21 protein-coding genes are annotated in these 22,797 nt (G+C 62.5%); 12 read left to right on the top strand and 9 right to left on the bottom strand.

Annotated features, from left to right (window positions below; genetic code table 11):
• The first annotated feature begins 45 nt into the window (after positions 1-45).
• The 9 genes from greA to NDO48_RS06100 all read left to right on the top strand — a co-directional run bounded on the left by greA (position 46) and on the right by NDO48_RS06100 (position 8,023).
• On the top strand, positions 46-519 hold the full coding sequence (greA, locus tag NDO48_RS06140) for a transcription elongation factor GreA (RefSeq protein ID WP_018428938.1): 474 nt from the start codon (positions 46-48) through the stop codon (positions 517-519).
• A 43-nt stretch (positions 520-562) separates the two neighbouring features.
• On the top strand, positions 563-1,648 hold the full coding sequence (locus NDO48_RS06135; RefSeq protein ID WP_267321121.1) for a glycosyltransferase family 4 protein: 1,086 nt from the start codon (positions 563-565) through the stop codon (positions 1,646-1,648).
• A 394-nt stretch (positions 1,649-2,042) separates the two neighbouring features.
• Positions 2,043-3,152 carry a glycosyltransferase gene (locus NDO48_RS06130; protein WP_267321120.1) on the top strand — a complete coding sequence of 370 codons (1,110 nt, stop codon included), beginning with the start codon at positions 2,043-2,045 and terminating at the stop codon, positions 3,150-3,152.
• A 27-nt stretch (positions 3,153-3,179) separates the two neighbouring features.
• Positions 3,180-3,944, top strand: a complete 765-nt coding sequence (locus NDO48_RS06125; protein WP_267321119.1) for a glycosyltransferase family 2 protein — start codon at positions 3,180-3,182, stop codon at positions 3,942-3,944.
• Positions 3,941-4,765, top strand: a complete 825-nt coding sequence (locus tag NDO48_RS06120; RefSeq protein ID WP_267321118.1) for a glycosyltransferase family 2 protein — start codon at positions 3,941-3,943, stop codon at positions 4,763-4,765. The genes NDO48_RS06125 and NDO48_RS06120 overlap by 4 nt, the downstream gene beginning before the upstream one ends.
• The gene (locus NDO48_RS06115; protein ID WP_267321117.1) at positions 4,762-5,610 is read left to right on the top strand and encodes a glycosyltransferase family 25 protein; all 849 of its coding nucleotides are present in this window, start codon (positions 4,762-4,764) and stop codon (positions 5,608-5,610) included. Before NDO48_RS06120 ends, NDO48_RS06115 begins: the two co-directional genes overlap by 4 nt.
• Positions 5,610-6,380: a glycosyltransferase family 25 protein gene (locus NDO48_RS06110; RefSeq protein ID WP_157632773.1), complete on the top strand. Its 771-nt coding sequence runs from the start codon at positions 5,610-5,612 to the stop codon at positions 6,378-6,380. Before NDO48_RS06115 ends, NDO48_RS06110 begins: the two co-directional genes overlap by 1 nt.
• Entirely contained in the window at positions 6,377-7,120 is a 744-nt protein-coding gene (locus NDO48_RS06105; protein WP_267321116.1) for a hypothetical protein, read from the top strand. The genes NDO48_RS06110 and NDO48_RS06105 overlap by 4 nt, the downstream gene beginning before the upstream one ends.
• Before the next feature lie 54 nt (positions 7,121-7,174).
• Positions 7,175-8,023 (top strand): glycosyltransferase family 25 protein, encoded by an 849-nt coding sequence (locus NDO48_RS06100; protein ID WP_267321115.1) that lies wholly within the window; start codon positions 7,175-7,177, stop codon positions 8,021-8,023.
• Between the two features lie 42 nt (positions 8,024-8,065).
• On the opposite strand, the gene NDO48_RS06095 is transcribed toward NDO48_RS06100, so the two are convergent.
• The 4 genes from NDO48_RS06095 to NDO48_RS06080 form a co-directional block, all read right to left on the bottom strand.
• Positions 8,066-8,905, bottom strand: a complete 840-nt coding sequence (locus NDO48_RS06095; RefSeq protein WP_267321114.1) for a polysaccharide pyruvyl transferase family protein — start codon at positions 8,903-8,905, stop codon at positions 8,066-8,068.
• A gap of 9 nt (positions 8,906-8,914) precedes the next feature.
• A complete protein-coding gene (locus NDO48_RS06090; RefSeq protein WP_267321113.1) occupies positions 8,915-9,625 on the bottom strand; it encodes a TylF/MycF/NovP-related O-methyltransferase in 711 nt (236 codons plus the stop codon).
• Positions 9,626-9,906: 281 nt separating this feature from the next.
• Positions 9,907-11,493 (bottom strand): sulfatase-like hydrolase/transferase, encoded by a 1,587-nt coding sequence (locus tag NDO48_RS06085; protein WP_018428927.1) that lies wholly within the window; start codon positions 11,491-11,493, stop codon positions 9,907-9,909.
• A 91-nt stretch (positions 11,494-11,584) separates the two neighbouring features.
• The gene (locus NDO48_RS06080) at positions 11,585-12,055 is read right to left on the bottom strand and encodes an Lrp/AsnC family transcriptional regulator (RefSeq protein WP_018428926.1); all 471 of its coding nucleotides are present in this window, start codon (positions 12,053-12,055) and stop codon (positions 11,585-11,587) included.
• 286 nt (positions 12,056-12,341) lie between these two features.
• Between NDO48_RS06080 and trxB the strand changes: the two genes are divergently transcribed.
• Both trxB and NDO48_RS06070 read left to right on the top strand, forming a co-directional pair.
• Positions 12,342-13,316, top strand: a complete 975-nt coding sequence (trxB, locus tag NDO48_RS06075) for a thioredoxin-disulfide reductase (protein ID WP_018428925.1) — start codon at positions 12,342-12,344, stop codon at positions 13,314-13,316.
• Between the two features lie 33 nt (positions 13,317-13,349).
• Complete coding sequence (locus NDO48_RS06070) at positions 13,350-14,246, top strand: LysR family transcriptional regulator (RefSeq protein ID WP_026227390.1); 897 nt, start codon at positions 13,350-13,352, stop codon at positions 14,244-14,246.
• 9 nt (positions 14,247-14,255) lie between these two features.
• Here NDO48_RS06070 and NDO48_RS06065 read toward each other — a convergent pair whose 3' ends face one another.
• The 3 genes from NDO48_RS06065 to NDO48_RS06055 all read right to left on the bottom strand — a co-directional run bounded on the left by NDO48_RS06065 (position 14,256) and on the right by NDO48_RS06055 (position 19,333).
• Positions 14,256-14,753, bottom strand: coding sequence for a methyltransferase family protein (locus tag NDO48_RS06065; protein ID WP_026227389.1), 498 nt, complete (start codon positions 14,751-14,753; stop codon positions 14,256-14,258).
• Positions 14,754-15,936: 1,183 nt separating this feature from the next.
• Positions 15,937-16,896 (bottom strand): protein-methionine-sulfoxide reductase catalytic subunit MsrP, encoded by a 960-nt coding sequence (gene msrP, locus NDO48_RS06060; RefSeq protein WP_018428921.1) that lies wholly within the window; start codon positions 16,894-16,896, stop codon positions 15,937-15,939.
• Positions 16,897-17,284: 388 nt separating this feature from the next.
• Positions 17,285-19,333 (bottom strand): elongation factor G, encoded by a 2,049-nt coding sequence (locus NDO48_RS06055; protein ID WP_267321112.1) that lies wholly within the window; start codon positions 19,331-19,333, stop codon positions 17,285-17,287.
• 392 nt (positions 19,334-19,725) lie between these two features.
• On the opposite strand from NDO48_RS06055, the gene NDO48_RS06050 reads away from it, so the two are divergent.
• Positions 19,726-21,315, top strand: coding sequence for an ABC transporter substrate-binding protein (locus NDO48_RS06050; protein WP_018428919.1), 1,590 nt, complete (start codon positions 19,726-19,728; stop codon positions 21,313-21,315).
• Between the two features lie 53 nt (positions 21,316-21,368).
• On the opposite strand, the gene NDO48_RS06045 is transcribed toward NDO48_RS06050, so the two are convergent.
• Together NDO48_RS06045 and NDO48_RS06040 are read right to left on the bottom strand one after the other, a co-directional pair.
• Positions 21,369-22,283 carry a pyridoxal-phosphate dependent enzyme gene (locus tag NDO48_RS06045; protein WP_018428918.1) on the bottom strand — a complete coding sequence of 305 codons (915 nt, stop codon included), beginning with the start codon at positions 22,281-22,283 and terminating at the stop codon, positions 21,369-21,371.
• Between the two features lie 120 nt (positions 22,284-22,403).
• Positions 22,404-22,775, bottom strand: coding sequence for a DUF4180 domain-containing protein (locus tag NDO48_RS06040; RefSeq protein WP_018428917.1), 372 nt, complete (start codon positions 22,773-22,775; stop codon positions 22,404-22,406).
• Positions 22,776-22,797 lie beyond the last annotated feature (22 nt).

Here is a 22,797-nt window from a genome sequence, read left to right as displayed (position 1 = left end):
TCGCGGCAGCAAAGTGCGCGGGGCAAAGGCCAGGAGAGGTCGACTATGAACAAGGTTCCGATGACGGCGGGTGGATTCGTCGCGCTGAAGGAAGAGCTGCGCTGGCGCCAGCAGGAAGAACGTCCGCGCATCATCGAGGCCATTGCCGAGGCTCGCTCGCATGGCGACCTTTCGGAAAACGCCGAATATCACGCGGCCAAGGAATCGCAGAGCCTCAACGAGGGACGTGTCAACGAACTCGAGGACCTGATCGCGCGCGCCGAGGTGATCGACGTCACCAAGCTCAATGGCGACAAGATCAAGTTCGGCGCCACGGTGGTTCTGGTCGACGAGGACACCGAAGAAGAGAAGACCTACCAGATCGTCGGCGACCAGGAAGCCGATGTGAAGCTCGGCCGTATCTCGATCTCGTCGCCGATCGCGCGTGCGCTGATCGGCAAGGAAGTGGGCGACGCCATCGAGGTCAACGCGCCGGGCGGCGCCCGCGGCTACGAGATCGTCCAGGTCCAGTTCATCTGAGGCGAGGCACGGCTTGGCAGTCGCGCTGCCGGATCAGGCAAAGATGACCGAAACGAAAGCCCGCGCCGGAAACCCCGGCGCGGTCGACATGGCGCGCATCGAGGTGGTGGCGCCCAATCTCAAGAAGCGTCTTTCTGGCGTCACCAGCACCATCGTGCAGTTGGTGCCGGTGCAGGCTCGCGACCTCGGCATCGCCGTGGTCGGGCCGGGCCTGCCGGACAGCCTGCCGAAGATGCGCTGGTGGCAGCTGCCGTTGCTGCTGAAGCGGCCATCCTCCGGGCGGCCGCGCATCTGGCACGCCCGGCGCAATGTCGAGATGCTGGCCGGGCTGGTGCTGCGCCACGTCTTCCGTACGCCGCTCAGGCTTGTGTTCACCTCTGCCGCCCAGCGCGATCACAGGCCGTTCACCAAGTGGCTGATCCGCCGGATGGACGGCGTGATTGCGACCAGCCGTCTTTCGGGGGGCTTCCTCGAAGTGCCGCACAAGGTCGTCATGCACGGTGTCGACCTCGAAAAATTCCATCCCGCGCGCGGACCTGAAGATGAGTTCGCCGCAGCTCGCCTGCCCGGCAGATATGCCATCGGCTGCTTCGGTCGTGTCCGCCACCAGAAGGGCACCGACCTTTTTGTCGACGCCATGATTTCGCTGCTGCCCCATCACCCCGAATGGACGGCGGTCATCACCGGCCGTGTCACCGCAGAGCACAAGGGCTTTGCCGACGAGCTTGCGCAGCGCATCGCTGCCGCCGGTCTTTCGGACCGCATCCTGTTCCTCGGCGAAGTGCCCGACGTCGCGGTCTGGTATCGACGCGTCACCGTCTATGTCGCGCCTTCCCGCAACGAGGGTTTCGGTCTGACGCCGCTCGAAGCCATGGCCTCGCGCACGGCCGTGGTGGCGAGCACCGCCGGTTCCTATCAGGAGATCGTCACGCCGGGCGTCACCGGCGCCGTCGTGCCTGCGGGCGATGGCGGTGCGTTGCGCGAGGCGATCAGGCCTTATCTCGACGATCCGGCGCTGGCGGTGATGCATGGCTCCGCAGGGCTCGAGGATGTGACAAAGCGCTTCCGCCTCGAAAACGAGGCGACCGGCCTGCGCGAAGTCTACGAGCGGGTATGGGCGCAGGGCTGAAGCAACCGCCGACGCTGGGGAAAGTCACGGCCGATCAATTGCGTCAGGTTGTATTCTGGATTCGACTCAACTTCTCGCCTGGGTTGCTTGCCCGTTTTTGGGGAAATACACAGATTTCCCCACATCCTGACGGAATTCCTGATAGAGACAGGAGCTTGTAAAGCCGTCTGCTCCCGGCTTGCCGCAGGCTGACGTTTGCCGTATTGCCGCATCGGGTTCGGGGGCACGATTATGCGAGATCGTGCTTGAAAACATATTCTATCAACCTCGATGGGCTGGGCAGCCTGTCCGGGCAATGGCCAGATGCAGACGTGGTCGGCGTTGTGGCGACCGCTCATGTCATGTCCGCCTATGTCATGTCTGGTGAAGCCTGTCAGCGCCTCGGGAGAGGCAGTTGAACGGCCGTTCTTTGACTTTCGGGCGCGTCGAGGATACGCACGGCGAGACGCATGGCGTCGCGCCGGTGGCTACAATGGATGCGATCGACGAGGGATCCGCGAGGTCTGCCCGCTCCGGCGGGTTGCTCGACTATTTGTTTGTCGCGCGCGACAACAATTATGGCCTCACACGCGACGTCAAATTGCTGGTGGAGGCAATCGGCGAGGCCGGCGGACGGTCGGGCTTTGCAGCCAGCCGCGGGCGCAGGCTGCTGGACTGGCTGCTGCGCCGGCGAGCGGCCTCGGCCATCATCCATATCGAGCGTGCATTTCCCGCCTGGTTTTCCGCCGGGGTGCGGAATTTCCTCATCCCCAATCAGGAGCGCTTTCCACGTCGGCATATCGCGAGACTTCGCAGAATCGATCGTGTCCTTGCCAAGACCAGGCATGCCGAGACCGTCTTCTCGGCGCTTGGCGTGCCGACGACCTATATCGGTTTCACCTCGGAGGATCGTCTCGACGCCAGCGTCGAAAAGGACTGGAGCCTGTTCCTTCATCTGGCTGGGGGCAGCACGCTGAAGGGCACGGAGGATGTGATGGCGCTGTGGCGCGCGCATCCCGAATGGCCAAGGCTGATCCTGGTGCAGAAGGCCGAAAACGCGCCTGACAGCGTGCCTGACAACGTGACGCTGCTTTCCGGTCATATCGATGATGCCGAGCTGAAGCGGCTGCAGAATGCCTGCGGCATTCACCTGTGCCCGTCACGGGCTGAAGGGTGGGGCCATCACATCGTCGAGGCAATGTCGGCGGGGGCCGTGGTGGTCACCACCGACGCGCCGCCGATGAACGAGCATATCGACGCGAGCTGCGGCGTCCTGGTGGATGTCGCGCGCTCCGAGCCACGGCATCTCGGCGAGAGTTTTTATGTCGACCGCAAGGCGCTGGAGGCGGCCATCGCGCGCCTGCTGATCATGCCGGCGGCCGAGAAGTCCGTGCTTGGGACGTCGGCACGCAGTCGCTATCAGGAGATCGATGCCTCCTTCCGCGCGCAGGTGGCGCGGCATCTGGGTGACGTGTCGGCCGTCGCGCCGCAAAAGCCGGATATTGCGGCAATCCGACATCCATGACCGGGAAAGCTTAGGAGAGGCGGGGATATGGGGCTTTCGGTCATCATCATCACGCAGGACGAAGAACAGAATATCGGCCCGTGCCTGGAAAGCGTCGGCTTTGCCGACGAGGTTGTCGTTCTCGATGGCGGAAGCTCCGACAGGACGCGGGAAATGGCCGCCGAAATGGGCGCCAGGGTGCATGTCGCCAGCAACTGGCAGGGTTTTGGAGTCCAGAAGAACAGGGTCCTGGCGCTGGCGCAGGAGCAGTGGGTGCTGTCGCTGGATGCGGACGAGCGTGTTTCGCCTGAATTGGCCGACGCGATCAAGGCGGTCGTTGCGGGGCAGTCGTCGAGCGATGCCTACGAGATGTCGCGCATGACCTGGTATTGCGGCAAGTTCCTGCGCTACTCCGGTACCAGTCCCGACTATGTGCTGCGCCTGTTCCGGCGCGGCACTGCGCGCTTCAGCGATGCGCTGGTGCATGAGCGGCTGGTGCCGGATGGAGCCGTCGCACGGCTGCCGGGGAAGCTTCTGCATTACAGTTTCCGCAACTTCTCCGATGTCCTGAAGAAGACCGACGCCTATACGGAAGCTTCGGCAAGGCAGGCGCTGGAGGCGGGGCGCACATCCTCGGTCGGCAAGGCCGTATCGCGCGGCATGTGGATGTTCTTCAGGACCTATGTCCTCAAGTGCGGCTTCCTCGACGGCGGACACGGTCTTGCCAACGCCGTCTCGGCAGCACAGGGAACCTATTATCGCTACCTGAAGATATGGAACGGTCAGCAGGCCGGCCCGAAGGCGCCGAAATGACTGGAGGTCCCGGCGTTCCGTCGATCACAGTCATCGTCAATACCTACAACTGGGTTCCGGCGCTCAACCTGTCGTTCCGCTCGCTGATGGCGCAGACCGATCGCGACTTCGAGATCGTGGTCGCCGACGACGGATCGGGAGACGAAACCAGGCAATTGGTGCAAAAGCTCGCTGCCGCGACCGATATTGCCGTCAACCATGTCTGGCACGAGGATATCGGGTTCCGGCGTACGCAGATCCTCAACAAGGCCATCGAGGCGTCGCGCGGCGACTACCTGATTTTCCTCGATGGCGACTGCATCACCCAGCCGGACTTCATCCGTCAGCATCGGCGCCTGGCCAAACCTGGTTATCTGGTGACGGGAAGTCGCATCATGATGGGCCCCGACCTCAGCGCCGAACTCTGCGCGCGCGGTGACGTCGATTTCAGTGCCCTGAAACGCCATGCGCTGCGATACCGGGCGGGGGGGCAGCTGGCCAAGGTCATCCCGCTGTTTGCCCGCCTTCCCGATGCCGGCTTCCGCGACTACCACAAATTCACCTGGCGGCGCGTCAAAGGCTGCAACATCGGAAGCTGGAAACGCGACGTCGTCAGGATCGGCGGTTATGACGAAGGCCTGACGGGCTGGGGGCATGAGGATGTCGATTTCGTCTTCCGCATGTATGAGGCGGGCATCGAGCGGCGTTCCGGCACGTGGGCAACCGAAGTCCTCCACATCTGGCACAAGATGGCCGACCGCAGCAAAGCCGAGGGCAATTGGCAGACCGTGATGAGCCGAATACAGGCCTCGTCGCGCATCGCAGGCGGAAAAGTAAAATGAAGGTCTATCTGATCAATCTCGACCGTTCGCCCGAACGGCTCGAATGGTTCATGGGCCAAGTGGAGGGCAAGGGCGTCGACGTCGTCAGGGTGCCTGCCGTCGATGCCCGGCAGCTGCCGAACGACGAGTTCGAACGCCTGCTGAAGCGCGCATCTGGCCATAACTCCATGTCGCCGGCGGAGATGGGCTGCCTGCTCAGCCACCGCAAAGCGTGGCAACTGGTCGTGGATGGCGCCGACGAATGGGCATTTGTCGCCGAGGACGACATTCACCTGTCCGCGGCCGCCCCGCTTTTTCTGCGCGATGACGGCTGGATACCGCAGGGCGCCGAAATCGTCAGAGCCGAGACCGACACCCAGAAGAGAGAGTTGTCCTACAGGGTCTGGTCGAAGCCGTTTGACCATGATCTCAGGCGCCTGAAATCGAAGAATTTTGGCTCCGGCGGCTATTTCATCTCTCGAGGGGCTGCGGCCAGGCTCGTCGAACACACTGGGCGCAAGATCGAGCCCGCGGATGTCATATTGTTTTCGCCGACGGAAGGCATGCTGCACGAGCTTGTTTCATTGCAGATCGTGCCGGCCATCTGTGTCCAGGATGTCTGGATAACGCCCGAAACGAGCGTGAACGCGCTTGCGAGCGAGATTGCGGGGAACCGTCACGCGTTTCACAGAACGGACACGCGATCGGCTCGGCGGCGTGGCATTGCAAAACTCAGGCATGAGGTGGTGCGCGTGGGGCGTCAAATCGCGGGCCTGATGTACAAGGCGCAGGCTGTCGGACTGAAAACATCCATCTTCCTGAGAGTTCCTGTTGGGACCGGTGTCTCCGCAGGCGGGCAGAAGTGATGAAGCTGCTGCTCATCAACCTGGATCGCTCGTCCGATCGGCTCACGCGCATGGCGCCGATTTTCGAGGAAGCCGGCGTCGATTTCAGCCGCGTATCGGCTGTAGACGGAAACACCTTGCCCGAAGCCTCCCTTCGTCGCCCAATCGGCAAGTTCTACCAGCTGAGGCGAGGTGAGATCGCTTGTTTTCTCAGTCATCGCCAATGCTGGCAAATTGCCGCTTCCGGGCACTCCAGACATACCGCAATCTTTGAAGACGATGTTCACTTCGGTCAGGACATCGGGCAGTTCTTGCGCGACGACATGTGGATTCCTGAAGACGCAGACATCGTTAAGCTGGAGACGACTTTCGTTCGCACCGTGTTGGATCGGCCGCATGCTGTCCATTTCGGTCGATCGCTTCGTCGCATGCGGGCCACTCATGCAGGTGGGGCGGGCTATATCGTGTCCAGCGCGGCTGCCCGAAAGCTGCTGGACTGGAGCGCCGAGTTCGTCGATCCGGTAGACCAGTTCCTGTTCAACGCCGACTGCGTCCCCTCGCAGCAGTTGCGGATCTATCAGGTTGACCCCGCGATCTGCATCCAGGACATGTTCATCGCCGAAGGTCGAGCAGAGTTGCCAAGTACGCTCGAAAGGGATCGTCCCGAGGCGAAGGCCGTGCACGGAGTTGCGAAACTGACAAGGGAACTGACGAGGCCGTTGAAGCGGGCCTGGTACTTTTGCTCGGCGTCAGTTCGGGGCGGAGATTGGAAAAGAGTCAAATTTCGATGACCGAGAAAATGTCGCGCAGAATTTTTGTTTTCTGGCCAGGCGCAAATCCCATGAGCGACAACAGGATGCGCTGTCTGGAGACGATGGGCAGCAGCGAATGCGACATCATCCTTGTCGATCGCAGCGAATTGCCTAAGTGGGTCCTGCAAGATCATCCATTGCACCCGGCATTTCAGTATCTCAGTCCAATTCACCAGTCGGACTATCTTCGCGCCTATTTCATGCATTTTCACGGCGGCGGCTATTCCGACATCAAGAGGACAACGGCGTCGTGGGCTGAAAGCCTCGAGCGGATGGAGGCCGATGGCTCTCTGGGAGTGGGATATGCCGAACTCAGGGACGGGGTTGCTCTGGTAAACAAGTCGCACATCGATGGCGTCTATTATTACCTTGGAAGGCGCTCGTTCTATATCTTCAACAAGATCGCATATCTCCATCTCAGGAGAAATCACGCGCAACTTATCGGCAACTGCGCCTTCGCATTCCGACCGCGAACCGAGTTTACGGAGCAATGGCTTGATATCGTTGAACGAAGGCTCGACGCGTTGCTGCCGCACCTGATCCAGAATCCGGCGCGGCATCCCAAGGAGCGGCGTGGGGTCGACTACGGCGACGGACCGTCACGATATCCTCTTGCGTGGAGCTTCCTGCTTGGTGATGTGCTTGCGCCATTGAGCTATCGCTATCGCTCCCGGCTGGGCCGCCATTTGCCGCCTCCGGACTTCCGCGACTACGAATAGCCCCGCGTCTTTCCGCTTGCGCGGCTTCTGCCATCCCGAGACCTGGAGTGTTGCTTGATCAGGGCCTATGTTATCAACCTCGACCGGTCCCCGGAGCGCATGCTGCAAATGCGCGACATGCTGCAGCAATTGGATCTCCCGTTCCAGCGGATATCGGCCGTGGACGGAAACGCGCTGTCGCCGGAACTCATCGACGAGGTCACAAGGCTCGCACCCGGCCAAAAATCCCCCACCGCAGGCCAGGTCGGCTGCTTTCTCAGTCACAGACTTGCCTGGGAGCAGATCGCCGGGGGACAGGATGACTACGGGCTGGTCCTTGAAGACGATGTGATCTTTGCCTCCAACTTCAAGCGGGTCGTGACCGACCATCAGCTCTACAAGGCAGGTGCAGACATCATACGGCTGGAAGGCTGGCCTGAGCGTGCCTGGATTTCAGCAAATGGACGGAAGGTTTGCGATGGCTACAGGGCGCATCGCCTGAGCTGGGATACATATGGAACCTGCGGATACCTGATATCCAGGCGCTGCGCGCGCAAGCTTGTCGAGGCGGCCAGACTCTACACGGCGCCCATCGACCACATGATGTTCACCACGCGTGGCGATGTGTTCAAGATGGCCGATATCGAGGCGCTGGTGCCTGCCGCCTGCTTTCAGCACCTGTTCTACCATGGGCGCGCCGACGGTCCGATGGCCTCGACCATAACATTGGCCATCACGCCGGCCATCAAGCGCGCCAAGGGCAACTTTCCGACCCGGGTGGCGCGGGAGTTCGCACGTCTGGCCGACAAGCTGGCGAGGCTTCTCCGCGGCGAGCGTCGCAAGGCGGTCCTGTTGCATCCTACCGGGCCGCTCGCTCTCGCCGGTGACGGCAAGGCCGAGGACGCCGGTCGTCTTCTGCAATAGGCCGCTCGCGAGGGCGAGAGAGGCAAGAGCCTCCCGCTGTTGTCATGGCCTCCAAGGGGCGAGGGGAACACCCGCCAGGTCCAGTCGCTTCCTGAGGTCGGCCGCAATGGCCTGCTTTCTTTCTTTATAGCTCGGCGCCCTAAATGGCAGCGCCTTCACTTTCATTCGCCTGAACTTCGAGAAGGCGTAGCTGGGGATTCCGATGTCATTGATCAGTGCGGTGCGGTACTCGACGATCCCGCTGTAGACCGTCGGAATTCCCATTGCAAAACAGGGCATGGCGCAATGAATGCGCGATGTGACGACTGTGCCAGCCTCGCTGCGATACAGTTCGAGGAGAGCCTTCGCCGTATCGATCTTGGCATCTTGAGAGAGATGCGACCAATGGGCGGGCATTATGTGGCTTTCGTAGACGAAATTCGCTCGCTCTCCTCGATCGAAGTGCTGTCGGGGGACGTCGACCAGGACCACCTTGGGGTTCGCAGGCGCCTCCGGTCGCTCGGAAAACGTCATCGTCGCGCAGCCGCTGACATATGCCTCCACACCCCAGCCACGAATGATCTCGGCAGTTCCGAGATCACGGCACCCGATGGGCTGAAATCTGCGAAAGTACTCCTTGTGCTCGCAGTAGAAGGCTGCCGCCTGGGGGGTCATGTGGAAGCCGAAGAAGATCGGAGTGATCTTGGGCGACGGCGGCCAGTTCTGCGGTTCGTGCGAGAACCAGCCATTCATCACGACGGCGCATTCCTCGCCATCGTAGCTGTTCATGTGATCGCGTTCAATAAATCCGTCATGTTCTTGAATGTGTTGAGCGACCGCAAGTGTCTGTACTACGTCTCCGATGTTGTCGGTATTGTCGTATTTCAGAAGAAGAATTTTCATTATTTTTCTTTATATCTTGCGGAGTACAGCGTGCGGCCTGACGCGGTCCAGTTTCAAGGTCTTGTCCTCGCGGAGCGCGCGATCAACGGCAAGTCGACATCCTTCGTAGTCGCTGTAGTCGTCGATCAAGACTGCGGCTCCAGAACTCAACTGAGGTGAAAGCGTCTTCAAGCAAAAGTACACCGGGTCGTGCCAGTCGCAATCGATGTGGACAAGGCTGTAGCGCTTGTGCGGATGTGGGTGAAGCGTGTCCTGGAACAGGCCTTTTTTCAGGGCGATACTGACGTCATCAACATCAAGGCCGTGCCTTGCGAATGCTGCCACGACGTCACCATACAGGTCTTTTCTGTAGCCGTAGTATTCCTCTCCAGCGAGGCCTTGAGACAGCCCATTTCGAATTACTTCATATCTGCTATGTGCATCCGACCTGTCGGACGAGCCTGGTTCCGGGATTTGCCCAAATACATCGTATCCCTCGAAGCTTCGGCTCTCTCTCAGGCTTGCAATGACAATCGCCGAGCCACCAAGGGCGATGCCGAACTCCGCAAAATCACCGGCGACATTGGACTTTTTGACGGCTTCGATCTCGCTCAGCAGCGACTGCATGCGCTCAATCGAAAGATAGGTGAGATGTTCGGCCATCACGCTCTTGGCGATGCCGGGCAACTCCCTGTAAGGGTGCGCTCGCCCCGTCAGGCGCCGAATGAGTCCGTTGAGCATTTGGAGTCCCTGGGATTGTCAGGCGCCTATTGCCACTAATCCTGACGCCATTCAACCGCCCGCGGCCAAGGACTCAAAGCGCGAGCTTTTCCCACCTCAGGCGCTTCATCACGTTTGAAACAAACCTTCCCAGGCCTCTGTTTTGTTCCGCGCTCTTTTCGAAAAGATCCGAAATCAGTCTTCTGTTGATGGAGGTGTTTCCGGCATTTTCAGAGAGGGTCGCTGAAAAATAGGTAGTGTCCCGATCGTGGGCAAATGTTGCTTCCGGGATTTTGATGGTGTCAACTCGCCTGGATCGAGTAGTTGCCGGGCCTGAGTTTTCCGCTCTCGACGAGGCTGGCAATCAATCCTTGGTATTGGGGGCTGTCAAAGCAGGCGTTCTGGGGGTCGGACTCAAGCAGCACCTGCTTGGCCTGCAAAAAGCCATCCAACGGCAGGCCCGCTGCCCGGGCAAGCAGGACGTCGACGAAAAAGATCGGGAGGCTCCCGGCTGCGCAGACTTGCGAGCCCTCAGGCGACTGCCCGATCCAGTCCACTGTCAGATAGGTCTTGAAGAGTTGTTCGGGGGAGGCGCCCTGAATGTCCGCGCAGAATGTCGGCTGATGGTCGCCGTAGTGAACAATCAGGAAGGTCTGATTGGGGTGGTTGGCGGCCAGTTTCGTCTTGAAATCATTGTAATCGTCCACCGAGGCGCGCAGTCGGCCATACCATTCGGCGGCTTGATGCAGGAGCGGGCGGTTCAAGGATCTGCAGGTGTCTGCAAACCAGTCCCTGGAGCTTACTTCGCGAGCTTCATTGGTCAGCGTCTTGGTATGCGGGCCGTGGTTGCGCATCGTCTCGACGATGGTGCAGGTTCTGCCCCGTTCCATGCGAGAGCCCAGGTCTGCGAGCGCGGCGGCGTAGACGGATGAGTCTCTCGCATACATCGTATCGACGCCATCGGCAGTCATGTAGTCGGATGCTTCGAAGACGCTGTCGATCCCGATCGTCTCGTATAAACCTCCGATGCCCATCCAGTCGCGTTGGCCAGATAGCAAGGCCGTGACGGAGTAGCCGTGAGACTTCAGGAAGAAGGGTAGGGAGACCCCGATGCGATCCCGCCAGAAGCGAGGAGCGTAGGCGCGATTCTCACCAAAAAGCAGCGTCGAGAGGCCGGTCAGGCAGCTTGTATGCGACAGGATGGTCTGGCCGCCGAAGATTTCCACCTTCAACTCGCGGAGCCCTTCCTTACCGTCGAAGAACCGGGCGATGTCAGGTTCTTCAGGGAGCTCGAAAAGCCTTGGTGGAAAGGTCGACTCTCCTCCGATCAGAATGATGTGCGGAGCTTCGTCTACCTGGCTTGCGGGTTTTCCGATATTGGCGGACGAGGGAGGCGCGCTGATTGTCAGGCGTGTCATGTCTGCCGGCCTGAAACGTTGCGCGAGCATGGTCGCAAGGAACGTCGAAATGTGCCGGCCGTCCCAGTTTGCACGCCGATATTCATTCATCGCGTAAGGCACCAGAAGCCAGGCTCCGGTCGCGCTGATCACCAATGACGAATAGACGACTGCGGGGTGGTTGTTGCTGTCTCCCGCGAAGAACAGAACCACGACGAACAGTGCAGCCAAAACGACAATCAATGCCGTGGCTGCGAATGCATCTTTTCCGTAGGTTCTGAATATGTCTCTGTAAACCTTTCTGTCGAATCCAAATATATCATTGTAGACGAGAGCAAATCTCGTGTATTTGTATTTCAATTTCGACAGGATGAACAGGCTGACGATAAAGGACACGGAAAGGCCGATCGCAACCCATCTATTTGATGTTGCGATCTCGAAGATGCCGGCAATCACCAGAAACATAAAGACCGAGAAATATCCGGTCCGCATGTTGTTTTCGGCATAGTAGATTGCGCCGCAGCAGGCGCCGGCAGCGGCAAAAATGCGATGTGCGAAATTAATTCCGGTTCCAGGAGTTGGTTCAAATCCCCACCAGTCCCTCGTCCTTCACCTGCCTGATCGTCAGCGCCGTGCGCACGGTGTCGACGTTGGGCGAGGATGTCAGTTCCTCGATGACGAAGGTCTGGAAGGTGCCGAGGTCGGGGGCGACGCAGTGGAGCATGAAGTCGGATTCGCCCGACACCATCCAGGCGCTGCGCACGATCGGCCAGCCGCGGGTGCGGTCGGCGAAGGATTTCAGGTCGACTTCCGACTGGCGGTTGAGGCCGACGAGGCAGAAGGCGACGACGTCCATGCCGAGCGCCGGTGCGTTGAGCAAAGCGCGGTAGCGCTGGATGATGCCCTCGTCCTCGAGGCGCTTGACGCGGCGCAGGCAGGGCGGGGCGGAGATGCCGACCCGGCGCGACAGCTCGACATTGGTCATGCGCCCGTCATCCTGCAGTTCGCGCAGGATCTTCCAGTCGATGGCGTCGAGATCGGCCTTGATGGGCATGGGTGCTCCGGAAAGTTTGCGCAAGAATCTTACGCTTTCTTGTAATTAAACTACTCGGGTGGACTTGGGGAAGCTCGGCCAGGCAAAATGCCCGCTTTGTTGCCCCGCTTTGTTGCATGACGAAACGGCAGGCCGAACTGTGCAGGCCGGGCGGAGCTGCGACAAAGCTTTCGGGGGAGGAACATCTTGTCGCCTTGCGCGGCAAGGGGGGGAACACCTAGATTAGGGGCTGTTGGCGCCCTGTTTTCGGGCGCTGCCCGTTTCCATTGACTGTGAAGGCTTCCAGATGACCGCCAAACATGCGCCAGTCCTCATCATCGGTTCAGGTCCGGCCGGCTATACGGCCGCGATCTATGCTGCGCGCGCGATGCTGAAGCCGATGCTCGTCGCCGGCATCCAGCAGGGTGGCCAGCTCATGATCACCACCGAGGTCGAGAACTATCCCGGCTTCGCCGAGCCGATCCAGGGCCCGTGGCTGATGGAGCAGATGCGTCTCCAGGCCGAGCATGTCGGCACCGAGATGATCCACGACATCATCACCGAGGTCGATCTCGACGTGCGGCCGTTCCGCGCCAAGGGCGATTCCGGCACGCTCTACACGGCCGACGCGCTGATCATCGCCACCGGCGCCCAGGCCAAGTGGCTCGGCCTGCCCTCCGAACAGGTGTTCCAGGGCTTTGGCGTGTCGGCCTGCGCCACCTGCGACGGCTTCTTCTACCGCGGCAAGGACGTGGTGGTGGTCGGCGGCGGCAATTCGGCCGTCGAGGAAGCGCTTTACCTCTCCAACCTCGCCAAGACGGTGACGGTCGTCCATCGCCGCGACCACTTCCGCGCCGAGCGCATCCTGCAGGAGCGGCTGTTTGCCAAGGACAACATCAAGGTGGTCTGGGATCATGCCGTCGACGAGATCGTGGGCGCACCGGCGCAGAAGCCGCTGCCGCCGTCGGTCAATGCGGTGAGGCTCAGGAACGTCAACACCGGCGCCATCACCGAAATGGCGACCGACGGCGTGTTCGTGGCGATCGGCCATGCGCCGGCGGTCGAGCTGTTCGTCGGCAAGCTCAAGCAGAAGCCGAACGGCTATCTGTGGACCGAGGCGAACTCGACGCGCACCAACGTGCCGGGCGTGTTTGCCGCCGGCGACGTGACCGACGACATCTACCGCCAGGCGGTGACGGCCGCCGGGCTCGGCTGCATGGCCGCGCTCGAAGCCGAAAAGTACCTGGCCGGCATAGAAGTGCATCGCGAAGCGGCCGAATAGGCCGACCAAACGCCTTATAAACGAGGGGAAAAAATGGCGTTGGATTGGGACAAGTTGCGCGTGTTTCACGCCGCGGCGGAGGCTGGCTCGTTCACACATGCGGCGGAGACGCTGCGTCTGTCGCAATCGGCCATCTCGCGCCAGGTCAGCGCGCTCGAACACGACATCGGCGTGCCGCTGTTCCATCGCCATGCGCGCGGCCTGGTGCTGACCGAGCAGGGCGAGATGCTGTTCCGCACAGCCCATGACGTGCTGGTCAAGCTCGAGACCATTAAGTCGCGGCTGACCGAGACCAAGGACCGGCCGTCGGGCGTGCTGCGCGTGACCACCACCGTCGGCCTCGGCGCCGGCTGGCTGACCGAGCGCATCCAGGAATTCCTCGAGCTTTATCCGGAAATCCAGCTGCAGCTGATCCTCGCCAATGAGGAGCTGGACCTGACCATGCGCCAGGCCGACTGCGCCATTCGCCTGCGCCAGCCACAGCAGCCCGATCTGATCCAGCGCCGGCTGTTCACCGTGCATTTCCATCTCTACGCGTCGCCCGGCTACATCGCCAAATATGGCAAGCCGGCCTCCATCGCCGATCTCAAGAACCATCGCATCGTCACCTTCGGCGTGCCGGTGCCGACACATCTGAGCGAACTCAACTGGCTGGAGACGGTGGGCGATTTCGAGAGCGGACAGCGCGTGCCGACATTGCAGATCAACGACATCCTGTCGATCAAGCGGGCCGTGCAGACCGGCGCCGGCATCGCCATGCTGCCCGATTATGTGGTGGGCAAGGATGCGGGGCTGGTGCAACTCCTGCCGGAGACCGAAGTGCCGTCCTTCGACACTTATTTCGCCTATCCCGACACGATGAAGGAGCAGGCCAAGCTGCATGCCTTCCGTGATTTCGTCATCTCCAAGGCGCGCAGCTGGGCCTTCTGAGACCTGATGTCAGTCGCCGCGCCACGGCGTGAGGCGCGGCAGCCAGCCCGGCACCGCTCGGCGGTAGCGCTCGTAGTCGAGGCCGTAGCGACGGGTGAGGACAGGCTCCTCATAGGCGCGCACGAAAGCCGCCATGGTCATGCCGGCCAGCACGGCGTAGGCCGCAACCAGCCAGCTCGAAAACAAAAGCGCCTGGCCGACGATGATGGCAATCACCGCCACATACATCGGGTTGCGGACGTGGCGGTAGGCGCCGCCGACCACCAGCCGTTCCGTCGGTGCGATCGGGGCAGGGGTGCCCGCGCCTTCGCGAACGAAGCGGCCAAAGGCGTGGAGCAGGACGGCCAGTCCGCCGGCGACGAGCACCGCGCCCGCGGCCGCCAGCGGCCAGGGCGCCAGTTGCCGGGCATAACCGCCAAGCAGCAGCCAGGGCAGGACGCCGGCCACCATGACCGGTGCTGCGATGAAGAAGGCGGTGCTGCCGAGGACTGCCGATGCCTTGCGCATGCCGTGCACTCCCATTCATCCGGATGCCGCCAGTTTGCCCATGGATCGATTTCTGCCGCAACAATGGACGTGGCGTGCCTGAAACGTCGTCATTGCAGTGCAGCATGAATTTCGGCCTGATATTGCCGGCAAGACGCCATGCGAATGTGCAGTGCTGCAGCAAAAATCGTCGCTTTTCAGCGAAAATTCTGGTCCTATCGCCATTCTAACAATGTTGGACCACAGCCCGCGTCTTTTTGCATGCGTGCGTTGCAAAATAGATGCTTGTTTCTTGGGCAAGGAAAGCACATATAACGATCATCTCCAGGGCGCGTTCCTCCTCCCATTAGCGCCCTCGAGTGTTCCCCTCTGGAGGTTAGCCTTAATCGGCACTTCCAAACAAACTCAGCCGGATCTTCTTGGATCCGGCTTTTTTGTTGCCTGAATTCAGACTTTTTCCCTCATCGGCCTCGATCGAACGCGCTGCTTTACGCACCATCTTGCGGCGCAGGGCGGCAGCCAAAATCCACCGATCGATCTTCCACTGCTCGGCCTCGGCTCGAGGGTGTCGGGTGGCCGCCAGGTCCCGAGATGTATCTGCGCTATCAGGCCTTGGAGCACCGATGTCGTGGACGATGGATGCCCGGACCAGGGCCGTGTTGAAGTTTGCGTTGGCGTTTCGACGACGCTCGGCGTGAGCCCGTCGAACCACGTAGTGCCGGGCATGGAGCCGGGAGGGGAGGCGGCCCTTCCCAGGGTGCTGCGTGCGGCCCGGCTGCCGCACGGCACGAGCACCGTCATTTCCGGTCGGCCGTCAGGGCATGCGCAACCACTGGTCAGAATGCCCCGCCGCACGCATTTTCGTTTCCGGTTCTGGAGGCGACGGCGCCGGCCGACATGGGGTTAACGCCCGGTAAAGCTGCATGGCCGCTCCGCGTAACAGTGACATGTAACATCGGGTAACGTTCCCCGAACCCACTGATGCGCCTAGCTTTTACTTGGACGCGGTGATGGCGCGCCGGGAGATGGGGGCATCACCCGAACGTGCCGGGCTTAGGCAACGCGCCGCGTCCAGCAGATTGCCGATGGATCAAACGTCGGCCACGAAGCGGCGGACCTGCCGTCCCGCCTCCCGCGGAACGGTCCGCAAAAAGCGGTGTCCAGGGATTTCCTTGGACGCCGCTTTTCTTTTGCCCCTCCAAGATCACATATAGAGCGTTGCCGGATCCTTGCCGGCATAGATCTGGCCGACCTCTTGGGCATAGCCGTTGAACAGCTGCGTCGGCACCAGTTCGCCCGTATGCAGCACGCGTTCCTTGGCCTGGCTCCAGCGCGGATGCGGCACCTCGGGATTCACATTCGCCCAGAAGCCATACTCGCTCGGCTGGATCGCCTCCCACAGCCCTTGCGGCTGCTCGGCGACGAAGTCGATCTTGCGGATCGACTTGATCGACTTGAAACCGTATTTCCACGGCAGCGCCAGCCGGATCGGCGCGCCGAACTGCTTTGCCAGCGGCTTGTCGTAGGCGCCGGTGACGAGGAAGGGCAGGTCGAGCGCCGCCTCCTCGATGGTGACGCCTTCGATGTAGGGCCAGGGATAGACGAAGTCGTTCTGACCCGGCGCCATCTTGGGATCGAGGAAGGTTTCGAAGCGGATGAATTTTGCGTCTGCCTTGGGGTTCGCCATGGCGACCAGCGCCTTCAGCGGAAAGCCCGTCCACGGGATGGTCATCGACCAGGCCTCGACGCAACGGTGGCGATAGAGCCGGGTTTCCAGCGGGAACTTGCGGATCAGCTCGTCGATGCCGAGCGTCAGCGGCTTGTCGACCAGCCCGCCGATCTCGATCTCCCAGGGCCGCGTCTTCAGCATCTGGGCGCTCGCCGCGATCTCCTTGTAGGTCCCGTATTCATAGAAGTTGTTGTAGTTGGCGTTGATCTCCTCTGGTGTCAGCGAGCGGTCGAGCTTGTAGGCCGCGTTCGGCCTGGCCGGGTAGAGATCGGCTGTCGGGTCGGCGTCCTCGGCGCGGGCAGGGCGGGGCATGGCCGCGGTCGCCAGCCCAAGCCCCATGCCGGCGAGAATGGTACGGCGGTTGAGGAAGATATGCTCAGGCGTGGCCTGCGCTTCCGATATCGCCCATGTCGGACGACGATGTATCACTGCCATTCGTGTGCTCCTGTCGGCCGCAAGGTTTGCCCTGCGCGGCGGCGAAATCAATCTCTGCCTGTTCACATACGCGTGCGGGATGCCAGGTGTTTCGTCGCGAGGGCAGTGGTCACGGGAGTTTGATAGTGCGTGAGGCGTTCGCTTGCGTGGTCCGGGAAGACGAGATGGCGGTCCGCAGGCATCCTCGCCTCCCGAGGCGCGACCCGCTCGTCCTGTCTCTGCGGGCGCCCGGGGCAACGGTTCTGGACTGTGGCAGCAGGCGACCGCTGGCAGCCGACATCGACGAAGACACCGGCCTGTCTCTGGCGGCGCCAGGCCGGCACGAACCGGGTCGAGGCGGCACGCCAGTTGATGCCGGGCGACCCCGATGGATCGCCCGGCATGGCTGTCACGCGGCCTTGCCGGCCTGCTGCATGGCCTCGTCGGCGAGGCGGCCGGTGAGTTCGGCCATATGATCGAACTCGGCGCGGTAGGTGGCGACGCCTGCGGTGGCCGAGCGCAACTCGATGATGAGGTCGCCGATCTCCGATTGCGGCATGGTCGCCTCGACCACGTCCCAGCCGGGCCAGCCGTCGCGGGCATCGTAGCCGAGGATCTGGCCGCGGCGCTGCGGCACCAGTGCGATGATGCGGGCGGTGGCGTCGGACGGGGTGACGATCGAGACCTTCATGATCGGCTCGAGCAGCACCGGCGAGCAGGCCGCCATGCCTTCCTTCATGGCGATCTTGGCCGCCATCTGGAAGGCCATGTCGGAGGAATCGACCGTGTGGAACGATCCGTCGGACAGGTTGACCGCGACGTCGACCACGGGGAAGCCGAGCGGGCCGGTCTTGAGGAAGTCGCGCGCGCCGGCCTCGACCGACTGGATGTACTGCTTGGGCACCACGCCGCCGGTGATGGTGTCGGTGAACTCGAAGCCCGAGCCGCGCGGCAGCGGCTTGATCTCGATGACGACGTCGCCGAACTGGCCGTGGCCGCCCGACTGCTTCTTGTGGCGGCCACGCTGCTGCACGCCTTTGCGGATCGTCTCGCGATAGGGCACGGCGGGCGCATGGCCCTCGACGGCGATCTGGTTGCGGCCTTCGAGGCGTTCGCGCACGACCCGCAGATGCATCTCGCCATGGCCAGACAGCACCGTCTCTGCCGAATCCTGGTTGTGGTGCAGGGTCAGCGAGGGGTCCTCCTCGGCAAGGCGCTGGATTGCCGCCGACATCTTGACGTCGTCCTTGCGCTCCTTGGGGCGCAGCGCGAAGGCATAGACGGGCTTGGGCGGTTCTAGGGTTGCCAGCTGCCTGGTGCCACCCTTGGCAGTCGTCAGCGTCTGGCCGGTCGCGACATTGTCGAGTTTGCCGAGCGCCACGGTGTCGCCGGCGGCGGCACCCGATTGTTTTGCCTGGTCTTTCCCGAGCATACGGTAGATGCCGGACACTTTGGCGGTGTCGGTGGCGTTGAGCCAGAGTTCGGCGCCGTCGGAGACGCTGCCGGACAGGATGCGCGACACCGACAGCTTGCCGCCATGGGAGGTGTGGATCGTCTTCATCACCTGCACGATCGTGCCGCCGTCGGGCGCGCCGAGCCGCTTGCGCGTCGCCTCGACATCGGGTGCGTCGTGGCGGATGGCCTTGAGCAGGCGCAGTGCGCCATTGCCCTTTTCAGCCGAGCCGATCAGCACCGGCGTGACCGAACCGTCGCGCAGGTCGGCAGCAAGGTCGTCGAAGATCGCGTCCTTGGGCGGCTCGATCTCCTCGAGCAACTGCTCCATCAGCTGGTCGTCATGGTCGGCCAGCGTCTCCAGCATGGCGAAACGGGCCTCGAGCTCACGGGCCTTCTCGTCGCCGGGAATGTCGGCGATCTCGCTCTCGGCATATTCGCGGTAGATGTAGGCGCGCTCGAGCGCCAGGTCGATCGAGCCGACGATGACGCCGTCCTTGCGCAGCGGGATCTGGCGCAGCAAAAGCGGCGTGCGGCTGACGGGCTGCAGCAGCTTGAGCGTGTCGCGAATGCCGGCGGATGCCTTGTCGATCTTGTTGAGGAACAGGATGCGCGGCACGCCCATTTCATCAAGCTTGCGCATGATCAGCTGCAGTGCCGGAAATTTCTTCTCGTCGGGCTCGGCAACCACGACTGCGAGGTCGCAGGCCGTGAGCACCGGTTCGGCCTCGAAGGCAAATTCGACCGAGCCGGGACAATCGATGAAGGTGATGCTCTCGCCCATGAACTGGGTCGTGGCGAAGACGGCCTCGACGCTCATGGCGTGGGCCTTGGCCTCGGGGGAGTGGTCGGAGATCGTGTTGCCGGAGGCGACCGGCTGCTGCTTGGGGATGGCGCCCGTGCGGGCGAGAAGGGCTTCAAAGAGAGTGGTTTTACCGCTGGCGTAGGGACCGACGATGGCGATGCATTTCGGTCCCGTACGCCTTCCTCCGGCGCGATTACCCATGACGAGCTGACCTCCACTCAGGCATCTTTCCCTGAAGCGGCGGCCGGCCTGTTCGGCCGTCGCGGGCACTCAAACTCTGTTCAGACCTCCTCGCGCAACGGCCCGGAAATCGGCAGGTCCGATGCACAGTTTCAACAAGCGGGAGCCTCCTTGGCACGTCCACAGGGACGCCGGCAACTCCAGGATTCAGCCTATCGTCACACGGCTTTGCGGGTTGGGCAAGGGGGAGAACGCGGTCGGGCGCACCGGTCACGGACATTTGCCGGCTGTGCCGGAATGCGGCGGAAAATGTCGCATCCAGAGCCCTTACGCTGGGGCATGCCCAATCACTATTCCGGAGGGAGCAGCAACGACGGCGATCATGCCGCGCATAACCGGAGGATTTCTCTCGCATGTCGAACGAACTCGATCACCTGAGCCACCTCGTCGCCAGCGGACGGCTGTCGCGCCGCGATTTTCTCGGCCGCGCGGCTGCGCTTGGCGTGACGGCGCTGACGGCCAACAGCCTGATTGCAGGCGCAGCCAGGGCGCAGGCGCCGGCCAAGGGCGGCATCCTGCGCGCCGGCATGGTCGGCGGTGCGGCCACCGACAGCCTCGACCCGGCCAGCTGGGCCAGCCAGGTGCCCTATACGCTCGGCCGCAGCTGGGGCGAACAGATGCTCGAGGTGTCGCCGGCGGGCGAGATCGAGCCCCGGCTGGCGGAGTCCTACGAGGCTTCCGACGACGCCAAGACCTGGCATTTCAAGATCCGCAAGGGCGTGACCTTTCACAATGGCAAGGACCTGACGCCCGCCGATGTGGTGGCGACGCTGGAGCGCCATAGCGACGAGAACTCGAAATCGGCCGCGCTCGCCTTCGTCAGCCAGTTCGACAGCGTCAAGACGGACGGCGACTATGTCGTCATCACGCTCAAGGAGCCGAACGCCGACCTGCCTTACGTGGTCAGCGACTATCACCTGATGATCCAGCCCAATGGCGGCAAGGACAACCCGACCGCCGGCATCGGCACCGGCCCCTACAAGGTCGCCGTCAACGAGCCCGGCGTGCGCCATGTCGGCGAGCTGCACAAGGGCTATTGGGGCTCCGACAAGCGCGGCCATGCCGACCAGATCGAGATCGTCGTCATCAACGACGCCACCGCCCGCACCGCAGCGCTCCAGGGCGGCCAGGTAGACCTGATCAATCGCGTCGAGCCGAAGATCGTCGACCTCATCAAGCGCGTGCCGGGCGTCGAGATCCGCAACGTGCCGGGCAAGGGTCATTATGTCTTCATCGCCCATTGCAACACCGCGCCCTTCGACAACAACGATCTGAGGCTGGCGCTCAAATACGCCGTCGACCGCGAGGAGATGGTCAAGAAGGTTTTGAGCGGCTACGGCTCGATCGGCAACGACATGCCGGTGACCAAGGCCTATGCGCTGTTTTCCGACGACATCGAGCAGCGTGCCTACGATCCCGACAAGGCAGCGTTCCACTACAAGAAGTCGGGTCATTCCGGCCCGGTGCTGCTGCGCACCTCCGACGTCGCGTTCCCCGGCGCGGTCGATGCCGCCCAGCTCTACCAGCAAAGTGCGGCCAAGGCCGGCATCACGCTCGAGGTCAAGCGCGAGCCCGGCGACGGCTACTGGTCGGAGGTGTGGAACAAGCAGCCTTTCTCCATGTCCTACTGGACCGGCCGGCCGACGCAGGACCAGGTCTATTCCATCGCCTATCTCTCAAAGGCCGAATGGAACGACACGCGCTTCTTCCGCGACGATTTCGACAAGCTGATCCTGTCGGCGCGCGGCGAGCTCGATCAAGTCAAGCGCAAGGAACTCTATCGCCAGGCGGCGCTGATCCTGCGCGACGAGGGCGGCGTCATCGTGCCGATGTTCAACAACTACATCGACGCCTCCGGCCCCAAGCTCGGCGGCTGGGTGGACGACCCCAATGGGGAGCTGATGGGCGGCCACGCGCTGACCAAGTGCTGGATCAACGCCTGATCTTTTTGTCCTTGCCCTTTTCCCGTTCGCGGGAAGAGGGCCTGCAGGACCCTTCAGGCGACCTGCCAGGCCTGAAGCTGAGCGAGCGAGGCCGTTGCCCCGCCGCAGGCGATCATCAGCACGCGGTCGAAGCGCGCCAGCGAGGCCGAATGCGTATAGGCAAGCGCAAGCGTCGCGCCGCAGGCCGGCTCGACCAGCACGCGGTGATCGTCGAGAAAGCGCAGGCACGCGTCGACGGCGGTGCGGTCGCTGACGACCACGCTGTCGATGGGCCGGCTTTGCGTCAGCTCGAAAGCGTGCGCGCTGACCATGCGGGCGCCGAGAGAGGTGGCGATGCTGGTGATGGCGGGCAGCTGCACCCGTTGTCCGGCCCTCATCGCAGCGGCCAGGGAGGCTGCGCCTTCGGTCTCGACGGCGACGATGGGGATATGTTCGAGACCGTTGCGCGCGAGGCCCTCGACGATGCCCGACATGAGCCCGCCGCCGCCGACCGACACGGCGACGGCGTCGAAGGAGACGCCCTCGGCGACCACCTCGTCGATCATCGTCGCATGGCCGGTCCACAGCAGCGGATCGTCGAAGGGGTGGATGAAGGCGGCATCAGCGTCGAGCGCCGACAGGGCGCGCTCGTTGGCCTCCTGCCAGGACGCGCCATGGACGATGACCTCGGCGCCCTCCTGCCGGATCAGGGCCTTTGCCTTGTCGGTCGTCGTCTCGGGAACGAAGACCGAGACGGGGAGCGACAGCCTGCGTCCGGCATAGGCGACAGCGATGCCGGCATTGCCGCCCGAGGACGAGACGAAGCGGCTCTTGCCCGCCTTGGCGTGATGCTCGCAGGCCGCGCCGATGCCGCGGATCTTGAACGAGCCGGAAGGCTGGAGCGCGTCCATCTTCAGCCAGATCGAACGCCCCGCCGTCAGGCTCAGGGGGCGGGATTCGAGCAGCGGCGTGTTGAGATGCAGGGCCATTGTTGTCGACCTCAAGGAAAATGGGTTCGGTGCTTATGGGCCAATTCTTCGGACGGCGCCAGCGCGCCGCATCGGCCGACGCCGGAGGGCGTGTTTGCCTCGCCCGGCCCAGCCTGCTGCTCAGGCCGCCTTGCCGGCGAGCCTGTCGCGAAGGCCGTCCATGTCGGGCACGAACCAGATCGAGTTGCCCGCGTTGGTTTCGCGGACGAAGTCGCGCAGCGCCTTGCTGTTATCGAGCTTGGCTGTGATGTCGCCGACAATGGCGCAGCGCAGGCGGTAGTTGACGAATTTCTGGAACACCTCGCCGGCGACGCCGGTGCCGAGCTTCAGGAAATCCGGCCCGAGCCGCGCCAGCGGAATGGCCAGCATGTCGGCCTGGTGCGCCCATGCGTCGCCGATGAAGTCGTTGGCATCGCCCGCCACGCGGATGACTTTTTCGTCGCCGGCAAAGCTGAGGACACGCAGGGTCCCGATTTCGATCAACTGGGTCATGCCGCATGAGTAGCTTCGGCTG

Origin of the sequence: Aminobacter sp. MET-1 (genome assembly GCF_026521175.1) — a bacterium.
GTDB lineage: Bacteria > Pseudomonadota > Alphaproteobacteria > Rhizobiales > Rhizobiaceae > Aminobacter.
The sequence above is the reverse complement of the archived record's forward strand: the minus strand, read 5'-3'. Positions and strand labels throughout refer to the sequence as shown.